We start from the raw sequence: 20,293 nt of genomic DNA on the forward strand, positions 1-20,293 counted from the left end.
GGACGCGACTAAGATGCTGGGTCATGGCTCGCGTGCTCACCCCCCGGTCGGAAGACTTCCCCCGCTGGTACCAGGACCTGATCAACAAGGCTCGGCTGGCGGACAACGGTCCGGTGCGGGGCACGATGGTGATCCGGCCCGCCGGTTACGCCATCTGGGAGCACATGCAGAAGGACATGGACGCCCGCATCAAGGACGCCGGTGCGGAGAACGCCTATTTCCCGCTGTTCATCCCGGAGAGCTACCTGCGCCGCGAGGCCGAGCACGTGGAGGGCTTCTCGCCGGAGCTCGCCGTGGTCACCCACGCGGGTGGCAAGCAGCTCGCCGAGCCGCTCGTGGTCCGCCCGACCAGCGAGACCGTCATCGGCGAGTTCATGGCCAAGTGGGTCGACTCCTACCGTGACCTGCCGCTGTTGCTGAACCAGTGGGCCAACATCGTGCGCTGGGAGCTACGGCCGCGCACCTTCCTGCGCACCACCGAGTTCCTCTGGCAGGAGGGCCACACGGCCCACATCAGCGAGGAAAACGCCCGGGAGTACGCCCGTCTGATCCACAAGACGGTCTACGAGGAGTTCATGGTCGAGATGCTGGCCATCCCGGTCGTGCCCGGCCGCAAGACCAAGGGCGAGCGGTTCGCCGGCGCGACGAACACCATGACCGTCGAGGCCATGATGGGCGACACCAAGGCGCTCCAGATGGGCACGTCGCACGAGCTCGGGCAGAATTTCGCCAAGGCGTTCGACATCACCTACACGTCCCAGGCCGGTGCCGTCGAGCACGCCTGGACCACGTCGTGGGGCACCTCCACCCGGATGATGGGTGGGCTGATCATGGTCCACGGCGACGACAACGGCCTGCGGCTGCCGCCGAACATCGCCCCGATCCAGGCCCAGATCATGGTGGTCAAGGCCGGCGAGGGCGTCACCGAGGCGGCGGTCAAGCTCCGTGACGAGCTCAAGTCCGCTGGTGTACGGGTGAAGCTCGACGACCGTGCCGACATCCCCTTCGGCCGGCGCGCAGTCGACGCCGAGCTGCAGGGCATCCCGATCCGCATCGAGGTCGGCCCCCGCGACCTGGCGAACGGCAACGCCGTCGTGGCACGCCGGATCGACGGCACCAAGTCCCCGATCGCGCTCGCCGAGGTCGTCAACGACGTCGTGGCCGCGCTCAAGGCCGACCAGCAGCGCCTCTACGACGACGCCCTGTCCTTCCGCGAGGCCAACACGGTCGACGTGAAGACCCTCGACGAGGCGATCGACGCCGCGCAGACCGGCTGGGCCCGGGTGCCGTGGGCGTCGGTCGGCACCGAGGGTGAGAAGAAGGCCAACGGCAAGGCCATCACCGTGCGCTGCCTGACCCGTGTCGACGGCACCATGCCCGACTCCGACGACGAGCCGGAGCTGCAGGCGATCCTGGCCCGCGCGTACTGATGCTCGCCCCGGGCACGGTCTTCCTCTACCGCAACATCGACGGGCCGCGCCTCGCCTCGGTGCGGCCCTGCCGGGTCGTCTCGGACGACGAGCGGGGGCTGCTGCTGTGGCTGACCCGCGGCACGACGGTGATCGTCGAGGAGACGCTGGACGGGCGTGGCATCCGTGACATGCCGTTCACCGAGTGGGTGACGCAGCCCGTCCGGGTCGTCCCGTCCGTCTGGCAGGGCCCGGGCCTGCTCAAGTTCATCCCGCCCGGCGCCGACCACTCGGTCTGGTTCTTCCAGGACGAGCAGGAGCACTTCAAGTTCTGGTACGTGAACCTGGAGGAGCGCGCGCTGCGCTGGGACGACAACAGCGACGGCGGCGGGCTGGCCGGTGTCGATGTGATCGACCAGGATCTCGACATCGTGGTGCGCCCCGATCGCACCTGGCAGTGGAAGGACGAGGACGAGCTCGCCGAGCGGCTCGCCCTCCCCGACCACTACTGGGTCCACGACGAGGACGCGTTGCGGGCCGAGGGCCTGCGTGTGATCAAGCAGATAGAAGCCGGCGACTTCCCGTTCGACGGCACCTGGACCGACTTCCGGCCCGACCCGTCCTGGCAGGCCATCACGGACCTGCCCACCGGCTGGGACCGCCCACCGGTCCCGCGGCCCTGACCTGGTCTGAGGTTTTCGCCACTCACTCAGGATGAAGCGGCCGGGCGGCTGTTCTGGCGCCCTCGGCGCCTTGGCCGGTCGGGCGCGGCCTCGGTGGGAACTGCGGTCGGTGCCATGCAATCAGATGCGACATGATCCTTTTGATCTTGATTGTGGCGTTTCCCGGCCCGGTTGGCGTGCATGGCTGCCCGTCTGGCAGAATGGACAGCTGGTATCCGGCTCGTGAGCAGCGCCCTCTAACCCTTCTCACGTAGCCAGTCCACGAGACATTCGGTCCCGCATCCCCACGTGGGTTCCGTTCGGCTCACCCACGTCATTACTTGGAGCGAAACAACCGTGGCCGTAAAGATCCGGCTCCTGCGGATGGGCAAGATCCGCAACCCGCAGTACCGCATCGTCGTCGCCGACTCGCGCACCAAGCGTGACGGCCGCGCCATCGAGTACGTGGGCATCTACCAGCCTAAGTTCGACCCCTCGGTGATCGAGGTCAAGAGCGAGCGCGTGCAGTACTGGCTGAGCGTCGGCGCGCAGCCGAGCGAGGCCGTGCAGCGCATCCTCGAGAAGACCGGCGACTGGCAGCAGTTCAAGGGCCTCCCGGCCCCGCCGCCGCTCCTGGTCGCGCCCGAGAAGGCCAACCGTCAGGCGGCCTACGAGGCCGAGGCGAAGGCCGCTGCCGGCATCGCCGAGACCCCGGCGAAGTCCACCCCGAAGAAGGCCAAGGCTGAGAAGCCCGCCGCCGAGGCCAAGGCTGAGAAGCCGGCTGCGGACGCTGACAAGACCCCGGCTGCGCCGGAGGTTGCCGAGGGTCGCCCGAGCGACACCAAGGCTGTCGACCCGGCCGAGCCGAACCGTGAGGCTGTCGCCGCAGACGCGAAGGACCCGGCCGGTGCCGGCGCCGACGCGAGCTGACGGGGCGCTCCGGCCTGCGCTGGAGCACCTCGTCAAGGGCATCGTCGACAACCCGGACGACGTCCGGGTCCGCATGGTCGACTCGCGTCGCGGCAAGCGGCTCGAGGTGCGTGTCCACCCCGAGGACCTGGGAACGGTCATCGGGCGTGGCGGTCGCACGGCCAAGGCGCTGCGTCAGGTCATCGGGTCGATCGGTGGGCGCGGTATCCGCGTCGACATCGTCGACGCGTACTGATCGGCTGTCGTCACGATGCTGCTGGTTATCGGTCAGATAGGTAAGCCCCACGGGATTCGTGGGGAGGTCCTCGTGACTGTCCGGACCGATGATCCAGAGGCGAGATTTTCCGCCGGGTCGACGTTCGCCACGGAGGTCCCTCGGGACCGCCGGGTGAACGCCGGCCCGGCGCACGCCACGCCCCCGGCTGGCGTCGCCTACCAGGTGCCCGGCAAGCTGACCCTCGAGTCGCTGCGCTGGCACCAGGGCAAGATCATCGCTCAGTTCGAGGGCGTGCACGACCGCAACATCGCCGAGGCGCTGCGCGGCGTGATGCTGCAGGTCGACAGCGCGGAGATTCCCGCGCCGGACGACCCGGACGAGTTCAACGACCACCAGCTGGCCGGCCTCTCGGTGGTCGACCTGGACGGCGTGGAGCTGGGTAAGGTCGACCGGATCGACCACGCGCCCTCCTCCGACCTCATCGTCCTGAAGAAGGCCGCGGGCGGCACCGCGCTCATCCCGTTCGTCAGCGCGATGGTGCCGACGGTCGACCTGGCCGCCGGCCGGATCGTCGTCGACCTGCCCGAGGGCCTGCTCGACTTGTAAGGGTGTGCCCCCGCAGTGCGCGTCGACATCATCTCGATCTTTCCGGACTACTTCTCGCCGCTGGACCTTTCGCTGATCGGGAAGGCGCGCGGGACCGGACTCCTCGATCTTTCCGTGCACGATCTGCGCACCTGGACCTCCGACGTGCACCGGACGGTCGACGACAGCCCGTACGGCGGCGGCCCCGGCATGGTGATGCGACCCGAGCCGTGGGCTGCTGCCTTTTCCGCCGTCGCGTCGCCGTCGTCGCTGCTGGTGGTGCCGTCGCCGGTCGGGAAGCCGTTCACCCAGGCGGACGCTGCCTCGCTTGCCTCGGAAGATCATCTTGTCTTCGCGTGCGGCCGCTACGAGGGCATCGACCAGCGGGTTCTCGACTCCGCTCCGATGCCGGTCCGCGAGGTCTCGCTCGGCGACTACGTGTTGTTCGGCGGCGAGGTCGCGGTCATCGTGATCATGGAGGCCATCACCCGGCTGCTGCCCGGGGTGCTCGGCAACGCGGAGTCGCTGACCGAGGAGTCGCACTCAGACGGGCTGCTCGAAGCGCCCGTCTACACCAAGCCGGCGTCATGGGGCGGTCTCGACGTCCCCGAGGTGCTGCGCTCCGGTGACCACGGGAAGATCGCCCGATGGCGGCGTGAGCAGTCACTGCTGAGGACCGCCACGCGGCGTCCCGACCTGTTCGAGGCCTACCCGCCCGAGAAGATCGGCAAGTTGGACCGGGCGGCCATCGAGGGCGCCGGATTTCGGATCCCGGGGTCGGGTGTGGCAAAGTAGTGAGGTTGCCATTTGTCTCCCACGCCGTGGGTGGGCAGATGAGGATCCCGGCCTTTCCGGGCCGGGTTCAGAACCACCCCAATCGCGCATCGAACTCCCGGTGCGCTTTGAGTAGCACGAGGATGCAGCGATGAACACGCTGGACGCACTCGACCTCCAGTCGCAGCGCACCGACATTCCCGACTTCCGCGCCGGCGACACGCTCCGCGTGCACGCTCGGGTCGTCGAAGGTAACCGTTCCCGTGTCCAGGTCTTCCAGGGCGTCGTCATCAGCCGCCAGAACGGTGGCCTGCGGGAGACCTTCAAGGTCCGGAAGATCAGCTTCGGCGTCGGTGTCGAGCGGACCTACCCGCTCAACAGCCCGCAGATCGACCGCATCGAGGTCGTGACCCGTGGTGACGTGCGCCGCGCGAAGCTCTACTACCTGCGCGAGCTCCGTGGCAAGAAGGCCAAGATCAAGGAGCTCCGCGAGAAGCAGACCGCCAACTGAACTCCTCGGTCGTCCGAGCCGTACGTTCACTCGGACTGACGGTTCCTGCGCAGGAGCACTAGGCTTGCGCATGTGACGGATGGGAATCAGGGCCAACGTGGCGTTCGCCGCGCTGGTGGGCCATTCGCACTACCGCCTGACAGGTTCCCCACGGGGACTTTCGGGCGGTAGTGCTGTATCCGGGTTGATTCGCCCGGACGGCGGCGGGAGATACGTAGCGTGGAACCGATGCAGGGGTATCGAGGCTCCTCCTCCGGACGGCGCCGCGGGCGGGTGATCCGTCGCAAGGAGATGCCGCTCTGGCAGGAGCTTCCGCTGCTGCTCGTGGTGGCGTTCTGCCTGGCCGTGCTGATCCGCACGTTCCTCGTCCAGGCGTTCTTCATCCCGTCGGGCTCGATGGAGAACACCCTGCTCATCAACGACCGCGTCCTGGTGAACAAGGTCGTCTACGACATGCGCGACCCGCTCCGGGGCGAGATCGTCGTCTTCCGCGGCACCGACAACTGGGCGCCCGAGCAGCCCAGCACGCCGGTCAGCAACGCCTTCGGCGCCAAGCTCGGACGCACGATCGGTGACCTCGTGGGCGTCAGCCGCCCCGGCGAGCGTGACTTCATCAAGCGCGTGATCGGCCTGCCGGGCGACAAGGTGGCCTGCTGTGACGAGAAGGGCCGGATCACGGTCAACGGCGAGCCGATCGATGAGGCGTACATCGACGAGAATTCGCCCCTCGACCAGCCGCCGAACCCGCGGCAGTGCAGCAGTCGCCGATTCACCGAGGTGACCGTCCCCGCGGGTGAGATGTTCGTCATGGGCGATCACCGCCTGGTGTCGCAGGACGCCCGCTGTCAGGGGCCCGTGCCGATCGACAACGTCATCGGGCGGGCCTTCGTCGTGGTATGGCCGACGAGCCGGTTCACCAGCCTCTCCGTGCCCGACGTCTGGCAGGAGTATGCGACCGCGCACCCCGTCGGATCGGCCCCGCTCGGCGCGAAGCCGGAGCCGAAGCTCGATCCGGCCAGCACGGCGGTAATGCTGCCGTTCCTGCTAAGTGTCGGCGTATCCGCGCGTTCCGGACTGTGCTTGAGGCTCCGGCGACGTAGGCTCCGGTCGTGATTGACGACCAGACCGCCGCCGAGAAGAGCGGTAATTCCTTCTGGCGTGAGCTCCCGATCCTCGTGGGCGTGGCGATCCTCGTCGCGGTCCTGGTGCGGGCCTTCGTCCTGCAGACCTTCTACATCCCGTCGCCCTCGATGGAGCACACCCTCAACATCTGGGACAGGGTGCTGGTCAACAAGCTCGTCTACGACTTCCGCGAGCCCCGCCGCGGCGAGATCGTGGTCTTCAAGGCGCCGTCGGACTGGCAGAGCGGCACCGAGGGCGAGGACTTCATCAAGCGCATCATCGGTGTCCCCGGTGACCACCTGGTCTGCTGCGACACCCAGCAGCGTCTGATGATCAACGGGCACTCGATCGACGAGCCGTACATCTACACCGATGACAGCGGCACCCAGGACCCGGCCGCCGATGAGCCGTTCGACATCACCGTGCCGGCCGGCCGCCTGTGGGTCATGGGTGACCACCGCTCGGCCTCGGGCGACTCCCTGGAGCACTGGGAGCAGACCGAGAACATCCAGGAAGCCACGATCAAGTCCGATTCGATCGTCGGCCGGGCCTTCACGATCTTCTGGCCGGTGGGCCGCGCGACCTGGCTGACCGTGCCGAAGCCGTTCGACGGTGTCCCGGACGCGACACCGGCCAAATGAGCCCCGGGGCACCCGCCCTCAAGATCGATGTCCGGCGCAATAGGCTTGGGATGTGACACACGTCGACCGGCGCGCCGCACGCGTGCTTCTCCTCGATGGCCAGGACCGGGTTCTGCTCATGCACGGCGGTGACCCGGCCCGGCCCGGCGAGCGCTGGTGGTTCACGCCCGGCGGTGGCCTCAACGAGGGCGAGACGCACGCCGAGGCCGCGGCCCGCGAGCTGTTCGAGGAGACCGGGCTGCGGGTCGACCCCGCCCAGCTGGGCGAGTCCGTGCATCACGAGGTGGCTGAGTTCAGCTATCGCAACCGCAGCTACCGGCAGGACCAGCACTTCTTCGTCCACCGGGTGCCGCAGTGGGAGGTTTCCACCGCCGGCTACGACGCGGACGAGCAGGAGACCATCACCGAGAGCCGCTGGTGGACGGCCGCCGAGATCGAGTCCTCCACCGAGCAGCTCTTCCCGGACCAGCTCGCCGACCTGGTCCGCAAGGTCGCCTGATGCTCGCTCCTCCCCGCACCGTGGTCCGCCGGGAAGGTGGCCTCTACGCGATCGAGCGTGCCCTGCAGCGCCGCGGTTTCCGTAACGTCGCCGGAGCCGACGAGGCCGGCCGTGGCGCGTGCGCCGGGCCGCTGGTCGCGGGCGCGTGCATCCTGCCCGAGGGCAAGCGCGGCGAGATCGATGAGCTGGCCGACTCCAAGCTGCTCACCGCGGCCGCCCGCGAGCGCGTCTACGCCGAGGTGGTCAAGCGCGCCCTGGCCTGGTCCGTCGTCATCGTCCCGGCCACCGAGGTCGACGCGCGCGGCCTGCACGTCTGCAACCTCGCCGCCATGCGCCGGGCGCTGGCCTCGCTGACGGCCACGCCCGACTACGTACTGACCGACGGCTTCCCGGTCGACGGCCTGAACGCCCCCGGCCTCGCGGTCTGGAAGGGCGACCGGGTCGCGGCCTGCGTGGCGGCGGCCAGCGTGCTCGCCAAGGTCACCCGGGACCGGCTGATGGTCGAGCTGGACGACAAGTTCCCCGGCTACGGCTTCGCGGTGCACAAGGGCTACATCACCGAGGAGCACAGCGCGGCGCTGACCTCGCGGGGGCCGTGCGCGGAGCACCGGTTCTCATACGTGAACGTTGCTGCGGCTTCTGGGCGGGGTAACAGGCCTCCCCGGGCGCGGCGTCCCGTTCCTGTTTCGGCGTCTTCGGCCTCCCCGGAGGCCGTGCCGCTGATGCTGTGGGCGGACAGTGAGGGTACCGTCGGCGTGGCGTCGGGCGAGCAGCCTCGGCCGCCGGTGCCGGTGGGGGAAGATGAGGCCATGGAGGGCGAGAAGCGATGAGCGCAGAGGATCTCGAGAAGTACGAGACCGAGATGGAGCTGCAGCTCTACCGGGAGTACCGCGACATCGTCCGCCAGTTCTCGTACGTGGTGGAGACGGAGCGCCGCTTCTACCTGGCCAACCAGGTGGACCTGCACGTGCGCAACTCCGACGGCGAGGTGTACTTCGAGGTCGAGATGCATGACGCGTGGGTCTGGGACATGTATCGGCCCGCTCGTTTCGTGAAAAATGTTCGCGTTATGACGTTCAAGGATGTGAACGTCGAAGAGCTCGAGAAGCCGGACATCTCGTTGCCGGACGAGCCCGGTTTCGGCGGCTGACCCGCTTTTTCCACAGGGCGGCCGGTTATCCACAGGGGTTTCCGCAGCCGGCGGGCATTCTCGGCACGATTGCCGGCATGACATTGCTGTGGTCGCTCCTACTGGTTTTCGCCTGGCCGATCGCCCCGCCCTCGGTCACCCGCCCCTTCGCGCCGCCCGCCCAGCCCTGGCTGGCCGGGCACCGCGGAGTCGACCTCGCGGCAGTGCCCGCCACGCCGGTGCACTCCGCCGGGGCCGGCACCGTCGTCTTCGCCGGGGTGATCGCGGGGCGGGGCGTCGTCAGCATCACGCACGCCGACGGGCTGCGCACCACCTATGAGCCGTTGACGCTCGGGTCCGTGCACGTCGGTGACCAGGTCGTGGCGGGGCAGGAGATCGGCACCCTGTCGTCCGGGCACCCCGGGTGTCCCGCGGCGGCCTGTCTGCACTGGGGGCTGCGGCGTGGTGCCGTCTACCTGAACCCGCTGTCGCTCTTCGGCGTCCGGCTCCTGTATTGACCCGTCGGCCGTTGCCCGTCGGCCGTTGCCCGTCGGCCGTTGCCCGTTGCCCGTTGCCCTTAGGCCTGGCGGCGCTGCGGCGACGGCGTCGACGCCGGTGAGCTGTGCGGAGAGCGACCACAGCCGCGCGGCCTCATCGCGGTCGACAGCGTGGGGCATGACGCCGCCCGCCGTGAGGTCGAACGTCGTGGTGATCTCGGAGACGTCGCAGTCCTCGAGACAGGTCCCGCCGGGCTCGGCCAGCCCCTGCGAGATGGTTGCCCAGATCGCGGTCGCGGCACCCTGCTCCGATGTATTGTCGCTGTCCGGGTTCGCAGGAGTGCCGTCCTCGTCAACCGGTGACCACCCGAGCCTGCCTGCGGCCTCCGGTCCAGCGCATCCTCGACTCGATGACCACCACGCCCGCGGGCGTTTTCAGCGCTCGCCTCGACGCGCTCGGCACCAACACGCCGGGCCCGCGCGCTGTGCGAGTGGTCAACCTCGCGCGCTTCACTTTCACGGATCCCGCCGCCCGTACGGCACGGTGGGGCTGGACGGCTGCTCGTATCTGTTCTGGTGGGACCGGGACAGGATGGGCGACGTCCGTGTTCCCGCCGCCGGCATGCGCTGCGTCCGCCATCCGATCGTCGGCGACATCGAGCTGCCCTCGAAAGCACCCCGCTGATCGCCCGACCCCGGGCAGAGGCTGCCCATGTACCCGGCCGAGCGCGGCACCCGGTCCGCCGGCGCCCTCACCATACCGGCCAGCCGGACGGCGCCCGCCTACTGACGGTGGCTGGTCAGGAGCCCGGGGAGGCGTTCGGCGAGGCGGTCGTACTCCTCGGCCCGGTTGTAGACCTGGGCGCTGAGGCGCAGCCAGCAGCGGCCGCCCCAGGCGTTCATGCCCACCTCGATGGCCAGCTTGTCGGCGATGTGCTGGCGCAGGGCGGTGGCCTCCGGCTTGGTGGTGGCCACCCCGGCGGGCAGCGGCAGGATCCGCATGGCGGCCTCCGGCGCTCCGGGGTCGGGCAGGTCGGTCGGCGCGAGGCCGAGGGCGGCACCGACAACCCGCTGACCGTACGCTGCCAGCTCGGCGTTGTGCCGGCGGACCGTGTCGACGCCGAGGGTGCGCATCGTGAACAGGCCTGTGGGTGCGGCGAGCCACGCGGTGTAATCGAGGGTGCCCTGGAACTCGACGTTGGCGGGAAATCCCTCGTCCTGCTCCCACGAGACGACCAGCGGCTCGATCCGGCGCCGCCAGTGCGGGGCGACGCTCAACAGGGCGGTGCCCCGGGGGGCGAACGCCCACTTGTGCAGGTTGCCGACCCAGAAGTCGGCGCCGATGCTGTCCACCTCGAGCGAGGACGTGCCGGGGGCGTGCGCGGCGTCGACCAGAACGGGGATGTCGTGCTCCCGGGCGGCGGCGACGATCTCCCGCACCGGCAGGACCTTGGCGGTCGGCGAGGTGATCTGGTCGACGATGAGCAGCTTGGTCCTGCCCGGTCGCAGCGCCTCCTTGATCCGCGACACGACCTCGGCATCCGACGCCGCGAGCGGCAACGGGACCGTGCGCGCGGTCGCCCCGTCCCGGCGGCACTGACGCTTCACGGCCATCTCGTTCGAGCCGTAGCCGTGATCGGTGAGCAGCACCTCGTCGGCGGGCTGCAACCGGACGGTCTGCAGAGCCATCGAGACCCCGGCTGTGGCGTTCGCCACGAGTGCGCTGCCATCCGGATCGGCACCGAGGAACTGCGCGATGTGCCGTCGCGTGTGGACGATCCGGTCCATCAGCCCGGTCGACCCGAAGAACGTCATCGGATTGCGCTCGATCTCGTCCCGCAACCGCTGCTGAGCGCGCTGCACCCCGATCGGCACGGCACCGAAGGAACCATGGTTGAGGTAGGCGATGCCGGGGTCGAGCGAGAAGAGGAGACGGGCTCCGGGGATGGGCGGGGGCGGATCTCCGGCGCTCACGCTGCGATCGTACGCGACGCGGGGTGGCGGATTGAACGATTCGTCAAGCTCTCGGGTGAGCCTGTTCGAACGCCGCTCGCAGCCGTTCGGTCGACACATGGGTATAGATCTGCGTGCTCGACAACGACGAATGCCCCAGCAGATCCTGCACGGCCCGCAGATCGGCACCCCCGTCGAGCAGATGCGTCGCCGCCGAGTGCCGCAGATCGTGCGGGCTGGTGTGCGGAAGACCGGCGAGCTGGGCCGCCGTCCGCACGATCCTGCGCACGACCGTCTGCTGCAGCCGGCCCCCGCGAGCCCCGAGGAAGAGGGCGCTGTCCGTGCCCGGGTGCGCGAGCTTCGGGCGGCCGTCACGCAGCCATTCGTCGAGCGCCCGCTGAGCCGGCAGGCCGTAGGGGACAGCACGCTCTTTCGCACCCTTGCCGAAGACACGGACCACCCGGCGGTTCTCGTCCACGTCGGTCAGGTCCAGGCCGCACAATTCGCTTACGCGTACGCCCGTCGCGTAGAGGAGCTCGAGGACTGCTTTGTCGCGTACGCCATGGGGGTCGGTCGTCGTCTCGACAAGCTCAGCGGCCTGATCGGCGCGCAACACCGTCGGAAGATCGCGATGCGCCTTGGGGCTGGCCAGCTGTGCCCCCATATCGGAGGAGCACAACCCGTTCCGATGGGCCCACGCGGTGAACGTGCGAGCTGCCGCGGCCCGGCGAGCCTGCGACGTCCGCGCGGCGCCGCCGGCCATCATCCGCGCGAGCCAGCCACGCAATACGGTGATATCGAGATCGGCGGGCGCGGCACAACCGGCCGCGGCGGCGTAGTCGAGCATCGAGACGGCGTCACCGACATAAGCGCGTACGGTGTGGGCCGATCTGTTGTCGACCCGCGACAGATGCAACCCGAAGTCGTCCACGGCCTGCCGCATCGCGGGCGGAAGCGCCTGATGGGTTTCGCGCGTACTCATCGCTCTTGCTCCACCTGCCTATCATTGCCGGTTGTGAGGCGCTTGCGTACGGCCGGTGCGGCGATCTTCCTGGCTGCCCTCTCCACGGCTTGCGCCTCTCCCGCGTCGGAGGCACCGCAGGCCAACGCGGCCATGGGGGATGCACCGGCGGGCGGCTTCCTGATGCCGTCGGGCAACATCGGCTGCTACCTCACCGCCACGCAGGCCCGCTGCGACATCAATCGAAAATCCTGGCTCCCACCCTCGAAGCCGGCGGACTGCGGCCTCGCGTACGGGTTCGCCCTGGCTGTCGCCGACTCCGCTGCCTCGTTCCTGTGCGCCGGCGACTCGGTCCTGCAATCCGCCGGGCCGATCCTCGGGTACGGGCAGTCCCGGCAAGCCGGCAACCTGCGGTGCACCAGCGAGCCGAACGCCGTGAAGTGCGAGAACGTGGTTTCGGGGCACGGGTTCACGCTCGCCCGCGAGCAGTACGACCTCTGGTGACCCGACTTTTTTGTCGGACCCCAGCTCTATGGTCGGGGACATGGCGAACTGGCATGAGATCGAGAAGGAACACCCGGATTTCGCCGCCAAGGTGAGAGCCCGCTTCGACGCCGGAACCAACAAAACCATGGCCACCCTCCGCCGCGACGGCGCACCCCGGATCAGCGCCACGGAACTGAAGTTCGAGCAGCTCCCCGACGCCGGGACCGCGGCAACGTTCGGCTCGATGGGGGGATCGCTCAAACTCCTCGACATCCGCCGGGACCCGAGAATTGCCATCCACAGCCCCACCCTGGAACCCCCTGCCGACCACCCCGAGCAGTGGCCGGGCGACGCCAAACTCGCGGGAGTCGCGGTGGAGATCCCCGCCCCGGCCGACAACCCGTTCCCCGGCGCGGGCTACTTCCGCGTGGACGTCACCGAGCTGTCACTGACCTACGTGGGCACCCCGGCCGACCACCTGGTCATCGAGTCCTGGAACCCCGCCGACGGCTACCGCCGCCGCACCCGAGCCTGACCATGTCCGGCAGGCTCTGGCTGCGGGGTTCGGTTTCGTCAGGGGCGGGTGACTTGAACGCGATCAGCGGGGTGGACGGCAGTCGAGCCGTCAGCAGCCGTGATCACGATGACCGGCACGCCCTCACCGAGGCGGTAGGTCCTACGCTCGGCATCCGTCGGCATACGAGCACTCGCGAGCTCACCCCGCCCGAGCGTGATGACCTCCACCGGCTCCGGCACCCGCACAAACGTCCCCCGAGGCCGGTCAACGGTAACGAGCCCCTCGGTGCGCAACTGCCCAATGGCCTGCCGCACCGTCGTCCGGCTGATCCCGTGCTCCTGAGCCAGCCGCAATTCACTGGGCAAAGGCTCGCCCGGCGCCAGCTCCCCACCCTCGATCTGACTCCGCAACAGATCGGCAAGCTGCCGGAAGACGGCACGGTCAGCCGAGGGATCGATCATGCCTAACACGGTACGTGGTCACGATGCTCCATAGCATTGTACGTACCGCAGTATGTCGCTACAATAAACCAGCCACGCTGAGAAGGCCGAGCTTGATCGGGTGGCAGGCGACGGCGGTCGAGCCCCCAACCCGACCGCCGTCGGCCCAGCACTCTCCCCCCACTTAACCCCGGCGATCCGCCCAGCGCAGCAGCATTTCCTGGCGCGCGGGGGGCGGGGTTCCGCCTGCGACTCGCGAAGCATGCCGTCCTGGCGCGGCCGTCCTGGCTATGTGCCCGCTTCACGCGGAACGACGAGGGTCTGGTCGTCAGGTGCGTCGGCGGCGTGGTCCTGGCACGTAGGCCGAGCCGGCCCCGGATTGATCCAGCCAAGAAACCGATCCCAAAGATCTGGTGGAGGCAGCGTGCTCTCCGTCCCAGCAAGATCTTCAAGCGCCTCCGTCATGTACGCCGACATGTAAACCAGCAAACTCGACGGAAAGCGCCTGAACTCGACCAGCAGCTCACCCTTCGCATGCGCACACGGCCACGGCTGCATACACGCCACACAGCCCCATGACGGTCGACGGCCGAGGTGTTCGGTCCGGCGCTGCGGTCGATCGGAAAGAATTCTCACCATGGGCGGCCCCGCCTTCCTTCCGCCAGTTATGGGCAAAGCCCCGCCAGCACCAGCGACGACTACGCGCGCAAATGCACCGACCGCCGACGGCCTCTCTTCAACGCTAACGTCCCGGCCGGCAGGAGAGTTGCTGTCGCCACTGAGGCCATCCGCGCCAACAACGCCGACTTTCTCGAGCCGCCACGCCTGTCGCCACGCCTGTCGCCACGCCTGTCGCCACGTCTGTCACCTCGTGTGGTGCCACGCCCGTCACCTCGTGTGGTGCCACGCCCGTCACCTCGTGTGGTGCCACGCCCGTCACCTCGGGTGGTGCCACGCCCGTCACCTCGTGTGGTGCCGAGGTCGTTGCATTGCGCGGTGCCGAGGTGGGCGCATCGCGTGGCGCCGGGGTGGTCGCTGAGGGCAGCGTTGGGCGGCTGGCTCGAGTGGCGCCGGGGTGGTCAATGCGAGCAGTGCCTAAGTGGTTGCATCGGGATGGCGTGCGGGGCGGCCGGCGGAGGCTGGGTGAATCTTCATGGGGCGTCTTGTGCCCTACTGGGGTGCTCTCATGCGCCGAATGCGAGTGGATCACGGCCAGTGTCGTATCCCCGACGTGCGCAGAACCATGGCGCGGCCTGCCCGTCTGCGCCACCACCGAGGCTGCCCGGACTGCCGGGGGTCGGGGCGGTCGTCACTCCCGCGGCGCGAACTGGGCTGTTCGTGAGTGGATGGATCGCATGTCGCCCGATCGGGTCAGAAATTGTGTGCCGTCGAATTTGGCGCTTGGCAGGGGTGGCCTGCGGGCTTGGTCGAAACGGGTTCGGGGTCGCCGCCTGGGATTGGCGCGGATGGGGATGCCGGACAGGCTCAGTTCGGGTGCGGCGACGAGGCTTTGTCGGTCTTCCTGGCGTATTGCGGACGAGATCAATGGGGATTGATCTCGATCTCATGCAGGGGCGTTCGGCGGCTCACATTTTATCTAGTGGGGTTGGACCGGCATTCAAGATGGGCTTGAGGCTGGTGGCGGACAAGGGCCATTTCGCTGCCGGACGTCGGTGCCCAAGTGCGGACCTTTCCGCCCGACGGGTTGGTAAGGGTCGGAAGTGTCGGTCTGGGAAGAAGGTCAGGCGTCGCCTGTCGGGTTGGTAAGGGCCGGAAGTGTCGGTCTGCGAAGTAGGTCAGACGACGCCCGTCGGGTGGTAAGAGCGGGAAGTGTCGAGCTGGGAAGCAAGCCAGACGCCAACCTCCGGGTCGGTAAGGGTGGACAAGCGGTCGGACGGAAGGAAAAGCCGGACGCGGACCAGCGCGCTGGGGAGGCGCGGCTGGCGGGCTGGCCGAATTGCTGGCAGCGGACGCGGTGATGCCGCGCAGGTGGGGCGGGTAGGCGCCCGCAGTCGGTGCGGGAGGCGCTCGGTGGTCCGCGAACGGGTGGGGAGGCGCTTGATGGTCACGAACGCGGTGGGGGGGTGCTTGGTGGTGACGCGAACGGGTGGGGCGGTGTTTGGCGGGCGCGGACGGGTGGGTGAAATGAGTTGTCGGTCGGAAATGGTGGCCGGGTGGGGGCTGCGGATTTTCGCGAGAAGTTGGAGAGCTCGGCGCGACCAAAACCGAGAGGGTTGATCGCCCACCCGTGCGGTGTGGTCAGAAGAAGTGTGGGAATCGACGGGTTCGGAAGCTGGTCAGTGGGGTTGGCGGGGTTCGAAAATAGTTTGCACTGAGCAAGCTGACTTGGAGGAAGTTGACCCGCGACTTATAGTCATACGCCTACGGTCGATCATGTGGCTAAGGCGATCCGACTTATGGGTGCGCACGAGATCCGGGTTCGATTGGGTTGGGTGAGCCGGCAACGGGCTTACCAGATCACCAGCCGGGCTGATTTCCCCGTGCCGGTGGCAGATCTCGCGCAGGGCAAGGTATGGCTGACCGAGGACGTCGAGGCGTGGATGAAGGTCCATCGCCGCGACGCCGACGAGACCGAGGCGTAGTGCTTGGCGGGTGTTCCCGCGACGGTCGTCCGCATGGGCGGCGGTCGCGGGACCCCGGCTGGTCAGGCGGGCGCTAATCCGCCGGTGAAGGCTGCCCTTCGGGGTTGGGCTCGACCATTTCACCTTCTGCGCGTGCGGGGATGGGTGACGGTGGTGGCATCGCCGTGCGCTCAGCTCCCTGGCGGGCGGCCGGCGTCAACGCCACGCCGTCATTTCGGCGTGTCAGCAGGCCGAGCGTTTCCAGGAGCGACAGGCGTTGCAGGACCGTGCGCAGTGCGAGGCCTGCCCGGGCCGCGAGTTGTTCCGGGCCTAACGTGCCGCGCTGCGGCATTGCTTCGAGGATCAGTGCGCTCTCCTCGTCGAGGTCGTCGCGGGTGTGGCCGGCTACTCGTGCCGGCTCGGCGATGTACTCGCCGATCTTTCCGATCTCGTCGAGGACGTGGGCCACGGTCGTGACCACCCGGGTCTGCGGGTATCGACGCAGGAGTTCGTGGCAGCCCACGGACATCGCCGATGTCACCGGGCCGGGGACGATCATCGCGTGCCGGTTCAGTGCGACCGTGCGGCTCATCGTCTGCATGGCACCGCTGCGGGCCGCGGCTTCCACGACCACGGTGCCCACGGCGGCCGCGGCGATCACGCGGTTGCGGATCAGGAAGCGGTGGCGCAGCGGGTCCGCGCCGGGCAGCCACTCGCTCATCAGCAGGCCGCAGTCGGCGATCCGCTCGAACAGCGCCGCGTTGCCCATCGGGTAGGGCCGGTCGACGCCGCAGGCCAGCACCGCGATCGTGGATCCGCCCGCGGACAACGCCGCGCGATGGGCGGCCGCGTCGATGCCGAACGCACCGCCCGACACGATCGTCCAGTCCTGCTCGGCGATGCCGAAAGCAAGATCCTCGGTCACATGTACGCCATAAGGCGTAGCAGCCCGAGCCCCGACAATCGCCACCGACCGCTCCAGCGCCTCCCCGAGGGGCCGCCCGCCGCGCACCCACAGGCACAGCGGTGGGCGTACATCCCGGTTGAACCTTCCGGGGATGTCCAGTTCCAAAGTGGCCAGCGACTCCACCCGGGCCGGCCACTCGTCATCGGACGGCGTCACGACCCGGGCGCCGAGCCGCTCGCCTCTGCGCAACGCCACTTCGGCTACGCGTCGCGGATCGCCGAGCCCGGCACGGGCGACCACCGCCGTACGCAGCGAAGCATCCGGAACGTCCCCGCCGACCACCTGCTTGAGCGTCTCCTCGGCACCCTGCGCCTGCACGAGCTGCCACACGAGCCGGTTTCCGGGCTCGGTCAGCCAGGTCAACGCCACCCTGGCCAGCCGGTCACCGCCGTCGCCGATGCTCATGCGCGCTCGCCATGGTCGGCGGTCACGGGTTGCGGCTCGGGACGGCTGATCGACGGTGGCAACGGTCCGGGCCAGATGCCAAGGCTGGGCCAGGTGCCAAGGCTGGGCCACGTGCCAAGGCTGGGCATCGCCGTCTTGGCGATGGCGGGGATATGAGGTTCAGGAACGAGCTTGCCGATCATGGGCGTCTCCCAATCTGAGTTGTGCGGCTTCGTCCACGTCGGAGCCGCGGGGGCTGTCCCGCCCGTCGAGGTCCGCGACCGTCCAGGCGAGACGAAGGATCCGGTCGAAGCCGCGGGCCGAGAGGGACCCGCGGTCGAGCCATGTGCGCAGCGATGCCGTGTTCTTCGGGGCGAGTCGCCACGGTGGGCGGCGCAGCTCAGGCCCGGGCACCTCGGCGTTGAGGCGCCATCCGTGCGCACTCCACCGGGCTGCGGCCGAGGCTCTGGCGGCGGCCACCCTGGCGGCGACCGTCGCGGACGGCTCGGCAGGTGCCGAGGACGTCATCAGCTCGATGGCGCGGACGGGCCGGAGCTTGATCTGGATGTCGATCCGGTCGAGCAGGGGGCCGGAGAGTTTGCTCAGATAACGGCGCCGTGCGAGCGCGCTGCACTGGCAATACTGGTCACCGGCCGGGTTCGCGCAGGGGCATGGATTGGCCGCCATCACGACCTGGACGCGGGCGGGATATTCGGTGTTGCCGCGGGCGCGCCCCAGGATGACCCGGCCGCTCTCGAGCGGTTGGCGCAACGCCTGCAGGGTGGCGTTGGCGAACTCCGGTGCCTCGTCCAGCAGGAGCACACCGCGGTGTGCCAGGGAGAGTGCGCCCGGTCGCGCTATGCCGGACCCGCCGCCGATCAGGGCGGCCAGGCTGGCGCTGTGATGGGGAGCCTGGAACGGTGGCCGCCTGATCAGTCTCCCGTCGGGCGGCAGAACTCCGGCGATGGACTGCAGCGCGGTGACTTCCAGCGCTGATGCGTCGTCCAGCTCCGGCAGGATCGACGGGAGGCGCTCGGCGAGCATGGTCTTGCCGGCTCCGGGTGGGCCGAGCATCGACATGTGGTGGCCGCCGGCCGCCGCGACCTCGAGGGCGTAGCGGCCGAAGTCCTGCCCGGCGATGTCGGCGAGGTCCGGGCCCGTGATGGCCGGATCGGGGAGGTCCGGTGGGGGGTCGAGCAACTCCGCCTCGCCGCGGATGAAGGCGACGAGGCGATGCAGTGAGTCGACGGACCGCACGGTGAGCCCGGGCACCATCGTCGCTTCGCGGGCGTTGCCCTGGGGCACCACGACGTGGGTGACGCCCGCGGCGGCTGCCGCGGCGACCATCGGCAGGACCCCGCGAACGGGTCGCACCGTGCCGTCGAGTCCCAGCTCGCCCAGCACAGCCACACCCTGGATCGGTGCGAGGGGAAGCTCACCCGCGCCAGCGAGGAGGGCACAGGCGATCGCAAGGTCGAAGCCGCTGCCCTGTTTGGGGAGGGTGGCGGGGAGAAGGTTCACGGTGATGCGCCGGTTGGGCCAGCGCTGCCCGGAGTTGACGATCGCGGCACGGACCCGGTCGCGGGCCTCGTTCAGGGCGGCGTCCGGAAGGCCGGTCAGGACCAGGGCGGGCAGGCCGAGTGACAGGTCCGCCTCGACCTCGACGAGGTGACCTTCGACGCCGACCAGGCCGATACACAGCACTCTTGCGTAGCTCATGTCAGAAGGCCGCGCGGAGGTGGTCGATCCTGGCGGGGCCTTTGGGCTGGGGGAGGACCGAGACCACGTCGAAGCGGACTTCGCGGGGGTGCACCGGGGTCTCCTGGAGCCATCGCGCCGCCAGGTGACGCAGGCGGTGGATCTTCGCGGGGCCGATCGCCTCCGCCGGGCTGCCGAATGCCGGCCCGCGTCTCGTCTTCACCTCGCAGAAGACGACGTCGTCGCCGTCGCGGAGGATCAGGTCGACCTCGCCCTCGTTGCAGCGCCAGTTGCGGGCCAGCACCACCAGGCCTTGATCACAGAGGTGGCGTTCCGCGAGGCGTTCCCCGTAGCCGCCGACCGCCCGTCGTTCGTTCGTCATGGGGCGACCCTGGCGGACTTTCGAGGCCGGTTCGAACCTGCCGGTGTCCAGGCTGTGGACAGAACGCAACTGTGGATAACGCAAAGTGATCTTCGGAAGGTGATATGGCCTCAGCGCTGGCAGGACGCCTGTCTGTCACCTACGGTGCACAGTCGTGGACGCACATCGCCGGTACGCCGAAGAACCGGAGCCCAGCTGGTACGCGGGTCAGCGCTCGCCCGACACCTCCGGCTCATTCGCCGCCCAGAATCCGGGTGCCACCTCATACGACTCGGGCGTGCACGAGCGGCCCAGCGGCGCGTTCCGGTTGCCGGACCAGCGCCCCGCCGACCCGTACGCGACGCCTCTGTCCGAACCGGGCGCGGGCAGCCACGCCGCACCGCCCCCGTCGCCCGCGGAATCCGGCCAGATTCGCATTCCGGTACGCGGACCCGAGTACCCAGCAATCCGTCCCAGTGGGGAAGCCGGCTTCAACGACCCGACCAGCATGGTCCCGGTAGCCGGCCGTCAGGAGAGCCGCCCGGAGAGCGTCTACAGCGCGAGTCATCCGGTTTCGGCCATTATGTTCGCCGTCGTCACGGTCATCCTTCTTGTCCCTTCCGTTCTCCTGCTGGTCCAAGCGACATTCGTGGACGACCCATCAGCGCGCGGCGTCGTACCCGCCGTGCTCCTGACCCTCGGCCTGCCGCTCACCGGCACCGGGTTGTATTCGCTGGCTGCGGGCGGCCGAGCCGGCACCCGTGAGGCCTGGCTGCGCCCGCCGCTGGCCTACCTCCCGGTCGGCCTGCTTCTCCTGCTGGCCGCAGGCCTGGGCGTCGCCTGACCCAGGCGGGCGAACGGTGGGCGGGGGGCGTAACCAGCGGCACAGCCGCCCGGAAGCGAGCCCCGGCGCCCACGGCGTATGCTTGTCACCGGCGACCGCCTCGTGCGGTCGACCTCGCGCGCCC

General features: G+C 69.1%; 24 protein-coding genes and 1 pseudogene. 18 read left to right on the plus strand and 7 right to left on the minus strand.

Going from position 1 to position 20,293, the window contains the following annotated elements:
- Window positions 1-23 precede the first annotated feature (23 nt).
- The 14 genes and pseudogenes from proS (at window position 24) to Ahu01nite_RS51845 (ending at window position 9,845) form a co-directional block, all read left to right on the plus strand.
- The gene (proS, locus tag Ahu01nite_RS22735; protein ID WP_203838604.1) at window positions 24-1,430 is read left to right on the plus strand and encodes a proline--tRNA ligase; all 1,407 of its coding nucleotides are present in this window, start codon (window positions 24-26) and stop codon (window positions 1,428-1,430) included.
- On the plus strand, window positions 1,427-2,092 hold the full coding sequence (locus Ahu01nite_RS22740) for a ribonuclease FAU-1 family protein (RefSeq protein ID WP_203838711.1): 666 nt from the start codon (window positions 1,427-1,429) through the stop codon (window positions 2,090-2,092). The genes proS and Ahu01nite_RS22740 overlap by 4 nt, the downstream gene beginning before the upstream one ends.
- 336 nt (window positions 2,093-2,428) lie before the next feature.
- A pseudogene (gene rpsP, locus Ahu01nite_RS22745) lies at window positions 2,429-2,872 on the plus strand (30S ribosomal protein S16); the annotation flags it as partial.
- 106 nt (window positions 2,873-2,978) lie between these two features.
- Entirely contained in the window at window positions 2,979-3,236 is a 258-nt protein-coding gene (locus Ahu01nite_RS22750; RefSeq protein ID WP_015624940.1) for an RNA-binding protein, read from the plus strand.
- Window positions 3,237-3,254: 18 nt separating this feature from the next.
- Window positions 3,255-3,824 (plus strand): ribosome maturation factor RimM, encoded by a 570-nt coding sequence (gene rimM / locus Ahu01nite_RS22755; RefSeq protein WP_203838712.1) that lies wholly within the window; start codon window positions 3,255-3,257, stop codon window positions 3,822-3,824.
- A 15-nt stretch (window positions 3,825-3,839) separates the two neighbouring features.
- Entirely contained in the window at window positions 3,840-4,598 is a 759-nt protein-coding gene (gene trmD / locus Ahu01nite_RS22760) for a tRNA (guanosine(37)-N1)-methyltransferase TrmD (protein ID WP_203838606.1), read from the plus strand.
- A 130-nt stretch (window positions 4,599-4,728) separates the two neighbouring features.
- Window positions 4,729-5,088, plus strand: coding sequence for a 50S ribosomal protein L19 (rplS, locus tag Ahu01nite_RS22765; protein ID WP_203838607.1), 360 nt, complete (start codon window positions 4,729-4,731; stop codon window positions 5,086-5,088).
- Between the two features lie 228 nt (window positions 5,089-5,316).
- Window positions 5,317-6,201, plus strand: a complete 885-nt coding sequence (gene lepB, locus Ahu01nite_RS22770) for a signal peptidase I (protein WP_203838608.1) — start codon at window positions 5,317-5,319, stop codon at window positions 6,199-6,201.
- Window positions 6,198-6,851 carry a signal peptidase I gene (lepB, locus tag Ahu01nite_RS22775; protein WP_203838609.1) on the plus strand — a complete coding sequence of 218 codons (654 nt, stop codon included), beginning with the start codon at window positions 6,198-6,200 and terminating at the stop codon, window positions 6,849-6,851. The genes lepB (Ahu01nite_RS22770) and lepB (Ahu01nite_RS22775) overlap by 4 nt, the downstream gene beginning before the upstream one ends.
- A gap of 52 nt (window positions 6,852-6,903) precedes the next feature.
- Window positions 6,904-7,350, plus strand: a complete 447-nt coding sequence (locus tag Ahu01nite_RS22780) for an NUDIX hydrolase (protein WP_203838610.1) — start codon at window positions 6,904-6,906, stop codon at window positions 7,348-7,350.
- Window positions 7,350-8,180, plus strand: a complete 831-nt coding sequence (locus Ahu01nite_RS22785; RefSeq protein WP_203838611.1) for a ribonuclease HII — start codon at window positions 7,350-7,352, stop codon at window positions 8,178-8,180. Before Ahu01nite_RS22780 ends, Ahu01nite_RS22785 begins: the two co-directional genes overlap by 1 nt.
- Window positions 8,177-8,500, plus strand: coding sequence for a DUF2469 domain-containing protein (locus Ahu01nite_RS22790; protein WP_067505225.1), 324 nt, complete (start codon window positions 8,177-8,179; stop codon window positions 8,498-8,500). Before Ahu01nite_RS22785 ends, Ahu01nite_RS22790 begins: the two co-directional genes overlap by 4 nt.
- A 77-nt stretch (window positions 8,501-8,577) precedes the next feature.
- Window positions 8,578-8,997 (plus strand): M23 family metallopeptidase, encoded by a 420-nt coding sequence (locus Ahu01nite_RS22795; RefSeq protein WP_203838612.1) that lies wholly within the window; start codon window positions 8,578-8,580, stop codon window positions 8,995-8,997.
- A 290-nt stretch (window positions 8,998-9,287) separates the two neighbouring features.
- Window positions 9,288-9,845: an MmyB family transcriptional regulator gene (locus Ahu01nite_RS51845; protein WP_369076636.1), complete on the plus strand. Its 558-nt coding sequence runs from the start codon at window positions 9,288-9,290 to the stop codon at window positions 9,843-9,845.
- On the opposite strand, the gene Ahu01nite_RS22805 is transcribed toward Ahu01nite_RS51845, so the two are convergent.
- Both Ahu01nite_RS22805 and Ahu01nite_RS22810 read right to left on the minus strand, forming a co-directional pair.
- Window positions 9,760-10,950, minus strand: a complete 1,191-nt coding sequence (locus Ahu01nite_RS22805; protein ID WP_203838614.1) for an aminotransferase class V-fold PLP-dependent enzyme — start codon at window positions 10,948-10,950, stop codon at window positions 9,760-9,762. The two genes, Ahu01nite_RS51845 and Ahu01nite_RS22805, sit on opposite strands and share 86 nt — an antisense overlap.
- Window positions 10,951-10,993: 43 nt before the next feature.
- Window positions 10,994-11,911 carry a tyrosine recombinase XerC gene (locus tag Ahu01nite_RS22810; RefSeq protein WP_203838615.1) on the minus strand — a complete coding sequence of 306 codons (918 nt, stop codon included), beginning with the start codon at window positions 11,909-11,911 and terminating at the stop codon, window positions 10,994-10,996.
- Window positions 11,912-11,944: 33 nt separating this feature from the next.
- Here Ahu01nite_RS22810 and Ahu01nite_RS22815 point away from each other — a divergent pair, with 33 nt between their 5' ends.
- Together Ahu01nite_RS22815 and Ahu01nite_RS22820 are read left to right on the plus strand one after the other, a co-directional pair.
- Window positions 11,945-12,394, plus strand: a complete 450-nt coding sequence (locus tag Ahu01nite_RS22815; RefSeq protein WP_203838616.1) for a DUF6636 domain-containing protein — start codon at window positions 11,945-11,947, stop codon at window positions 12,392-12,394.
- Window positions 12,395-12,434: 40 nt separating this feature from the next.
- Complete coding sequence (locus Ahu01nite_RS22820) at window positions 12,435-12,911, plus strand: pyridoxamine 5'-phosphate oxidase family protein (RefSeq protein ID WP_203838617.1); 477 nt, start codon at window positions 12,435-12,437, stop codon at window positions 12,909-12,911.
- Between the two features lie 38 nt (window positions 12,912-12,949).
- On the opposite strand, the gene Ahu01nite_RS22825 is transcribed toward Ahu01nite_RS22820, so the two are convergent.
- Window positions 12,950-13,354, minus strand: coding sequence for a GntR family transcriptional regulator (locus tag Ahu01nite_RS22825; protein ID WP_203838618.1), 405 nt, complete (start codon window positions 13,352-13,354; stop codon window positions 12,950-12,952).
- 2,396 nt (window positions 13,355-15,750) lie between these two features.
- Between Ahu01nite_RS22825 and Ahu01nite_RS22830 the strand changes: the two genes are divergently transcribed.
- Window positions 15,751-15,936, plus strand: coding sequence for a DNA-binding protein (locus Ahu01nite_RS22830; protein ID WP_203838713.1), 186 nt, complete (start codon window positions 15,751-15,753; stop codon window positions 15,934-15,936).
- Window positions 15,937-16,009: 73 nt separating this feature from the next.
- On the opposite strand, the gene dprA is transcribed toward Ahu01nite_RS22830, so the two are convergent.
- The 4 genes from dprA to Ahu01nite_RS22850 are packed head-to-tail and all read right to left on the minus strand — an operon-like array spanning window position 16,010 to window position 19,346.
- Entirely contained in the window at window positions 16,010-17,287 is a 1,278-nt protein-coding gene (gene dprA, locus Ahu01nite_RS22835; RefSeq protein ID WP_203838619.1) for a DNA-processing protein DprA, read from the minus strand.
- Window positions 17,284-17,469 (minus strand): hypothetical protein, encoded by a 186-nt coding sequence (locus Ahu01nite_RS22840; RefSeq protein ID WP_203838620.1) that lies wholly within the window; start codon window positions 17,467-17,469, stop codon window positions 17,284-17,286. The genes dprA and Ahu01nite_RS22840 overlap by 4 nt, the downstream gene beginning before the upstream one ends.
- Window positions 17,447-18,985, minus strand: a complete 1,539-nt coding sequence (locus Ahu01nite_RS22845) for a YifB family Mg chelatase-like AAA ATPase (RefSeq protein ID WP_203838621.1) — start codon at window positions 18,983-18,985, stop codon at window positions 17,447-17,449. The genes Ahu01nite_RS22840 and Ahu01nite_RS22845 overlap by 23 nt, the downstream gene beginning before the upstream one ends.
- A gap of 1 nt (window position 18,986) precedes the next feature.
- Window positions 18,987-19,346, minus strand: coding sequence for a YraN family protein (locus Ahu01nite_RS22850; RefSeq protein WP_203838622.1), 360 nt, complete (start codon window positions 19,344-19,346; stop codon window positions 18,987-18,989).
- A gap of 154 nt (window positions 19,347-19,500) precedes the next feature.
- Between Ahu01nite_RS22850 and Ahu01nite_RS22855 the strand changes: the two genes are divergently transcribed.
- A complete protein-coding gene (locus tag Ahu01nite_RS22855) occupies window positions 19,501-20,169 on the plus strand; it encodes a hypothetical protein (protein ID WP_203838623.1) in 669 nt (222 codons plus the stop codon).
- Window positions 20,170-20,293: the final 124 nt, after the last annotated feature.

Origin of the sequence: Winogradskya humida (assembly GCF_016862215.1) — a bacterium.
Taxonomy (GTDB): Bacteria; Actinomycetota; Actinomycetes; order Mycobacteriales; family Micromonosporaceae; genus Actinoplanes; species Actinoplanes humidus.

Bases quoted from the DNA above. Each gene is read 5' to 3' on its own strand.
- proS (WP_203838604.1), top strand. From the start codon at position 24: ATGGCTCGCGTGCTCACCCCCCGGTCGGAAGACTTCCCCCGCTGGTAC.
- rplS (WP_203838607.1), top strand. From the start codon at position 4,729: ATGAACACGCTGGACGCACTCGACCTCCAGTCGCAGCGCACCGACATT.
- lepB (WP_203838608.1), top strand. From the start codon at position 5,317: ATGCAGGGGTATCGAGGCTCCTCCTCCGGACGGCGCCGCGGGCGGGTG.
- Ahu01nite_RS22785 (WP_203838611.1), top strand. From the start codon at position 7,350: ATGCTCGCTCCTCCCCGCACCGTGGTCCGCCGGGAAGGTGGCCTCTAC.
- Ahu01nite_RS22790 (WP_067505225.1), top strand. From the start codon at position 8,177: ATGAGCGCAGAGGATCTCGAGAAGTACGAGACCGAGATGGAGCTGCAG.
- Ahu01nite_RS22795 (WP_203838612.1), top strand. From the start codon at position 8,578: ATGACATTGCTGTGGTCGCTCCTACTGGTTTTCGCCTGGCCGATCGCC.
- Ahu01nite_RS51845 (WP_369076636.1), top strand. From the start codon at position 9,288: ATGTATTGTCGCTGTCCGGGTTCGCAGGAGTGCCGTCCTCGTCAACCG.
- Ahu01nite_RS22810 (WP_203838615.1), bottom strand. From the start codon at position 11,911: ATGAGTACGCGCGAAACCCATCAGGCGCTTCCGCCCGCGATGCGGCAG.
- Ahu01nite_RS22820 (WP_203838617.1), top strand. From the start codon at position 12,435: ATGGCGAACTGGCATGAGATCGAGAAGGAACACCCGGATTTCGCCGCC.
- Ahu01nite_RS22825 (WP_203838618.1), bottom strand. From the start codon at position 13,354: ATGATCGATCCCTCGGCTGACCGTGCCGTCTTCCGGCAGCTTGCCGAT.
- Ahu01nite_RS22830 (WP_203838713.1), top strand. From the start codon at position 15,751: ATGGGTGCGCACGAGATCCGGGTTCGATTGGGTTGGGTGAGCCGGCAA.
- dprA (WP_203838619.1), bottom strand. From the start codon at position 17,287: ATGAGCATCGGCGACGGCGGTGACCGGCTGGCCAGGGTGGCGTTGACC.
- Ahu01nite_RS22840 (WP_203838620.1), bottom strand. From the start codon at position 17,469: ATGATCGGCAAGCTCGTTCCTGAACCTCATATCCCCGCCATCGCCAAG.
- Ahu01nite_RS22845 (WP_203838621.1), bottom strand. From the start codon at position 18,985: ATGAGCTACGCAAGAGTGCTGTGTATCGGCCTGGTCGGCGTCGAAGGT.
- Ahu01nite_RS22850 (WP_203838622.1), bottom strand. From the start codon at position 19,346: ATGACGAACGAACGACGGGCGGTCGGCGGCTACGGGGAACGCCTCGCG.